Genomic DNA, 5,282 nt, shown 5'->3' with positions numbered 1-5,282 from the left:
CCACTCGTTCTGCGGTAATATTCCACCGAAGGAGTATGAAGGCGCCTTCTATAAGGCGCAGGAATCTGCTACGTCATTCGCAAGTTCGCAGGAATCGTAGCCTCCAAGATTCCCGGGACGGTCCACAGAGTTGATCCGGTCAATTAACCGGCCGAATGCATCCCTGTGCCGTCGCATGATCAGCCAAACGGCGAGGACGATCGCCACTGGCCATGCGACCGCGCCTACCAATCCAGCGATCGCTTCAATCAGCTTCGCCCAGTCCGCCACCCGCTGATCGTCCTACATGACGGTAGCTGTCAGAAAGCCACGCATTCGAACCGATCGCGCAGCTGGACTGGCGGAGCATCATGACGTGGTCGTACGTCGGCTTTTCCCTGACTTGACACTCGATGACGTCCAAGCACCGCATCACTGCCTCCTGGACGATCAGAGCGGGATCGGCTTGGGCTCGCCGGGTTCGGACATGGGGCTTCCCCTGTAATCGGGGGGCTACTTGACGGGCGGGCGGGTGGCGGTCACCGTCGAAAGAGATCGAGCTGTTTCCCTTCTTCGGCGAGGGTGGAGGGGCCAGAGCGCGATGGATGCCTTCCAGGCCAGCGAACGTTCCGAAAGCGGTGATCCCGACCGGTCTCCCCTGGCCAATCGGCTGCTGATGCAGGTTTCGGCGAACCGTGCTGAGGAGTTCTGGTACCTCGGCGCTGACTACGGGGCCGGGATCGTGGTCAGCGGCGGGCAAGCGCTGAGCGCCGTCTCGTTCCACAAGGACGAGCTTGCGGAGCGCCCGGTCATGGTCGATCGCCGCCGCTACGCCGGGGCGAAGCGTCCCTCAGGCACGACGTTGTTCACCCGGTCCTGGATCCAGACGCAGCGGCAGATGAGGCTGCCGGTGGTGCTGACCGACTCCGGCTATGTGGGCCAGGCGGATCGTTCCGCCTTGGTGGCCATTCTGGAACAGACCGTGCGTGCTGGCGCCGGGGTGACTGCCGTGCTGCCGTTACATGCCTCCTGGCTGGCCGACGATGGAGTCAAGCACCTGATCAGCGAGATCAACCATCACCGGATGCCGGTCGCGCTAGTCCTGGAGCACACCGCTGACCCGCTCGCCACCCAATGGGCGGTGCACGGACTGAAACACCTGCTGGAGCAGGCACGCCCGGCGGTGAGCCTGCTGTGTACGGACCTGTCTGGGATCGGCGCGCTCGCCCACGGTGCCGCCTGGGTCGCGGTCGGTGTCACCTCCTCACTGCGGCACCTGTACCCCGCGGACCGTCCAGGGCCTCCGTACGGGACACCGCCCACCAAGTACGCGATCGTGCCCGGGCTGCTGAGCTTCATGAAAGTCGAACGCATCCTGGAAGGCTGGGCGCACACCCAGCAGCATGACGACCTGGTGGAAGACCTGTGGCGGTGCGCCTGCTCCGAGTGCGGGAACCGCACCATGGACCGGTTCGCCACCTGTGCCGACGTCAGCCTGGCCGCGCACAACGCGAGCGTCCTGGACGACTTACAGCAGCAAGTCACCTCTCCAACCTCGTGGGCAAGCGCGATCGATGGCGCGCTGGGCTGGTACCAGTGGATCGAGGATGAGTATCACCTCATCTGGGAGCCACCCAGGTTCATGAACGCATGGCTGCCCAAGTCCCAGCGCTGAGCGGCTTTTGGGACAGCACGGCGTCGTAGACGATTTCCTCCACAAGCCGGTGGACCCATGTCCGCTTGGTACTGACGTATGTGTCAGGCGACTGGATCACCTCATGGGGCTTTTCAGCGGTCACCAGGCCAAACCCGTGATAGATGGCCTCGGCACGCACCGCATCCCGGCGTGCAACCCTAGCGGGCAAGACCGCGACGCGGGCGCCGAAAGCGCCGAACTCCGCCAGGTTCGCCCGCGCGGACCGCCACGAGGCTCGTGCAGCGACAGCCCCGCGAATACGTACTGGTGATGGCCGCTCCAGAAAGGCAGGATCGACGGCTGCCCGGCACCGCAGCAACAGGGCGTCGGCCGTGGGCGGCAATTCGGCTTCCTGCCGTCTGGCGTGTTCGCGCTCGTCCAGCTCGCACAGCACCACACGCGGCGTGCTGAGCGCCCGCGCCGTGACCACCTGGCAGCTCTGCCACCCCAGCGCGGCCAGGACGCCCGGCGCGAGGCCGCGCAAACCAGGAGCAGGCTGGGTCGTCATGGTGCACCACCCTGCCGACTCCGCCACGGCGATGCACCGGGCGTTGTCCAATCGTCATCTTGCTGCGCACCCCCGTCCTTCCTCTGGTCGGACAGGGCAGCATCCTGCCAGCGATGCGTCGCTCCAGCGGCGGCTGGACACCGCGCTGGAGCGCAATCCCGACTCCGGGACCAGGTCAGCGATCTCACCCGGCGGCTGGAGGCCGCGCTCGGCGAGATCCTCGGGCTCCGGGCCTTTGGACCTTCCTCAGAGGGTGTCTCGGATTCCCTCTAACGATCTTTGCTCGCATAGAACACCTTCCCGCCTGGTTTAAGGCGAGGCGGTGGCACCTGTCAGTTGCAGAGGAGCACAATTACGCAGTGGTAGTCGTCGCCGCCGCCCGTGCTCACGCCCACATTCACCGTAATATCGGCGTGCGCGGACGGTGACAGCAGTACTGGTAGAGGTGTGGCCAACGCGCTCGCGAGAACAATCTTGGCAAGCAGTCGCATGGAGGTCCTTCCCAGTGAGGGCTCGTTCTGATCGCTCCCCAGCTTCCTCTGCTTGGCATTGGAATGACAAGAGAGGGAGGAGCTCTGGATGGCCAAAAACGATCACCCGGAGGAATCGGCAAAGGCTCTGACACTCAGATCAAGGACCGGGGGAACATCGTTGACCCGGAGGTCCGGGCCCGCGAGGCGGCCCAGACCTAGCCGGTCAGAACGAGGCCTCCTGCCCACCGACACCGGCACCGGCCATTGCGAGCTCGCTCGCGCGTGCTCGATCTATTGCGCGGCCTTTCCGGGGATGCCAACTTAGGAGAGTGTGATACAACCGAGCCGCAGGAACGACGGAAGACAATACGGCGGCAACCGCCGCGGCCTGCGGAATCTCCAATCCCTTGACGTCCAAGTCCCCGAAGTAGACGAGGGGCAGGTCACGCACCACGGTGGCCTATACCGGCTGAACGTAGGTGTCGTACCGCCGTCATCTCAGCTCGATGAGCCTGGCGACCTTGAGTCCCAGATGCAGGGCGAGCCGGTCGCCCCCGCTGGACCGCTCGACAGCGGCGATCTCCTCGATCCTGCGCAGCCGGTAGTACGGGCTCGACGGTGGATGCACAGGCTCGCCGCGGCGCGTTTGGGGCGGCTCGCCTTCGGCACGCACAGGCCGTCGCAACAAGGTGGGACGACGTGCACGTCAGCCGCGCGGGCCGTCGTGCTGGTGTCCCGCGGTTAATGTCTTTGTATCGAATCCTCTTGTGATCAACCAGATGGCCAAGACCAAGCTTTGCAGCGCCAGTGGTGCATTTATGGATAGGTAGAGTGGTGCGACGACATCAGTCATACGAAACAGCACCAAGAAGCTCGCCGACATAGCTAATCCGATCCCAAGAAGCCCCCACACCGACAACCACCCAGGGACAAGTCTCGATCGATACAGGATGCCGAACAACAGGAGATCCCCGACACCCAGGGAGAGAATTAATGCGACATGATTAACCAAGTCGCGCGCCGTCCGCAGCAACTCCCCCAAGGCCTCGAGGTGGGATGCGCTCGAAGCGCCTGCCTGGGCAAATTCCTGACCCAGCACCAGAAACAAGGGCAAAAGAATCACGCCTATGAAATGGAACGTCGCTGCGATCAGCCTGAATCCAAGGAAACCCAGACTGAGCACCTCATTCTCCCTCTTCAACGTCGGATACAGGTTCAGCGCAAACCCGACATAGGCGGGGATCATGATGAACTGAGAAACCGCGCCGACGATGACCTGGCTCTCATGTGCGGAAATGAGATCGAGATAGTGTGGCTCCTCGAGAGCGGGAACAATACTTGACACACCGGCGATCATGCCCACGATGGCCAGTACGCCTGCAATTGCAGTTGCTCGCCTGTTTGTATTCATAACGCTGCCCCGTATATGTCGGCGCGGGCCGGCCGCTCTCCCTCTTACAACTGTAAGGACGCTACAGACGCTACCCTTACACACGTAAGGCTGCAAGTCTGCCGCCAAGGAGGTCCGGGTACCCAGAGCGTCGACACCCACCCACCTCAGCCGGCAGCGCATGATCGAGGCAGCCGCGGCCCTCGCCGACGAGCGGGGCGTCACGGTGGTCAGCATGCGCAATGTCGCAGAGCGGCTCGGCGTCGAGGCCATGTCGCTGTACCACCATGTCGTGAACAAGGACGCGATCCCCGACGGGATCGCCGACCGCCGTCTTTAGCGGGATCGAACTCCCGGAGCCAGATCTCTCGTCGGACCGGAGCCTCGGCACCGGCCCTTCTCAGGAGGCATGCTGCCGGGAAGTCCGGCTACGGTCCTTTACGGGATGGTGCAGCGGCTAGCCGTTCTCGCATTGGGCCAGGGCTTGATGGGCGCGGACACCGCACGCCGACCGCCGCCACAACTTCCGGCACCAGCGTCCGTTTGAGAGCACCACCGGGGGTGACCGCACGTCCGTCACCGACCCAGGCCCGGAGTTTGTGCGCGGCGGCGAACACCGAACAGCCGATCAGCATGTCGACGCGGTGCGTGCCGCGTTCCTCGCCCCTGCGGTCCGGGCGCTGTACGACGGGGACTGGCCGGGCCAGAAGCCGTGCCCGCTATCTGGCCGACCTGGTGGGCGGTTCTCTTCCACGCCACTCCAGGCAGCGAAGCCGCACAATCGCTGACCCTGCTCGCGCATCTCGCCCATGGCGATGCGGCCGCCGGCCCCGCGGCGTCGGCGGGCCGCACACCACATGGCTGACGTGCCATGACAGACCAAAGCATGGGCAAGAGGGCGCCGAGCACTCACTGTTCGAAAGGCTCGTGAGAGTCGACGTATTCGACCGCAGGCTCGGGAGGTAGAGAATCTCCGGTGCGCGGATCGGTGCGCGAAGAATTCATGATCTCGGTGGCCGTCAGTGGACGGAGGACTCCTTCCACGATGGCCCAGCCTCGGACGATCTTTACCGGCGATCCGCTGTCCGGATCGGTTTTGAAGGTGAAGGAGATCCTGCTGGTTAACTCGCGACACGCGGTTGTAGGTTCGTGACCTGAGTCTTTGGCGTCCGGGATCATGCGGTGCGCGGCCGGGTTTCCCCCTCCTCCCGGTCGTGGATGGAGTGGTCGGTGTCG

General features: G+C 64.1%; 6 protein-coding genes. 2 read left to right on the top strand and 4 right to left on the bottom strand.

Going from position 1 to position 5,282, the window contains the following annotated elements; all coding sequences use genetic code 11:
* Nucleotides 1–580: 580 nt before the first annotated feature.
* Complete coding sequence (locus ABN273_RS58840; protein WP_349458521.1) at nucleotides 581–1,654, top strand: hypothetical protein; 1,074 nt, start codon at nucleotides 581–583, stop codon at nucleotides 1,652–1,654.
* Here the strand turns inward: ABN273_RS58840 and ABN273_RS58835 are convergent.
* The 4 genes from ABN273_RS58835 to ABN273_RS58820 form a co-directional block, all read right to left on the bottom strand.
* Nucleotides 1,620–2,183, bottom strand: a complete 564-nt coding sequence (locus ABN273_RS58835) for a hypothetical protein (protein WP_349458520.1) — start codon at nucleotides 2,181–2,183, stop codon at nucleotides 1,620–1,622. The genes ABN273_RS58840 and ABN273_RS58835 overlap by 35 nt on opposite strands.
* Nucleotides 2,184–2,515: 332 nt before the next feature.
* Nucleotides 2,516–2,674: a hypothetical protein gene (locus tag ABN273_RS58830; RefSeq protein ID WP_349458519.1), complete on the bottom strand. Its 159-nt coding sequence runs from the start codon at nucleotides 2,672–2,674 to the stop codon at nucleotides 2,516–2,518.
* A gap of 475 nt (nucleotides 2,675–3,149) precedes the next feature.
* The gene (locus ABN273_RS58825) at nucleotides 3,150–3,284 is read right to left on the bottom strand and encodes a helix-turn-helix domain-containing protein (RefSeq protein ID WP_349458517.1); all 135 of its coding nucleotides are present in this window, start codon (nucleotides 3,282–3,284) and stop codon (nucleotides 3,150–3,152) included.
* A gap of 78 nt (nucleotides 3,285–3,362) precedes the next feature.
* Nucleotides 3,363–4,067: a DUF4386 domain-containing protein gene (locus ABN273_RS58820; protein ID WP_349458516.1), complete on the bottom strand. Its 705-nt coding sequence runs from the start codon at nucleotides 4,065–4,067 to the stop codon at nucleotides 3,363–3,365.
* 160 nt (nucleotides 4,068–4,227) lie between these two features.
* Between ABN273_RS58820 and ABN273_RS58815 the strand changes: the two genes are divergently transcribed.
* Nucleotides 4,228–4,386, top strand: coding sequence for a helix-turn-helix domain-containing protein (locus ABN273_RS58815; RefSeq protein ID WP_349458515.1), 159 nt, complete (start codon nucleotides 4,228–4,230; stop codon nucleotides 4,384–4,386).
* The last annotated feature ends 896 nt before the right edge of the window (nucleotides 4,387–5,282 follow it).

Source organism: Nonomuraea sp. B19D2, from assembly GCF_040137845.1.
GTDB lineage: Bacteria > Actinomycetota > Actinomycetes > Streptosporangiales > Streptosporangiaceae > Nonomuraea.
Note: the sequence above shows the minus strand (reverse complement) of the source record. Positions and strands in the feature narration are given on the sequence as shown.

What these genes read in the sequence shown, in the direction of transcription:
- ABN273_RS58840 (WP_349458521.1), top strand. Translation starts at nt 581, where the DNA reads ATGGATGCCTTCCAGGCCAGCGAACGTTCCGAAAGCGGTGATCCCGAC.
- ABN273_RS58830 (WP_349458519.1), bottom strand. Translation starts at nt 2,674, where the DNA reads ATGCGACTGCTTGCCAAGATTGTTCTCGCGAGCGCGTTGGCCACACCT.
- ABN273_RS58820 (WP_349458516.1), bottom strand. Translation starts at nt 4,067, where the DNA reads ATGAATACAAACAGGCGAGCAACTGCAATTGCAGGCGTACTGGCCATC.
- ABN273_RS58815 (WP_349458515.1), top strand. Translation starts at nt 4,228, where the DNA reads ATGATCGAGGCAGCCGCGGCCCTCGCCGACGAGCGGGGCGTCACGGTG.
- ABN273_RS58835 (WP_349458520.1), bottom strand. Translation starts at nt 2,183, where the DNA reads ATGACGACCCAGCCTGCTCCTGGTTTGCGCGGCCTCGCGCCGGGCGTC.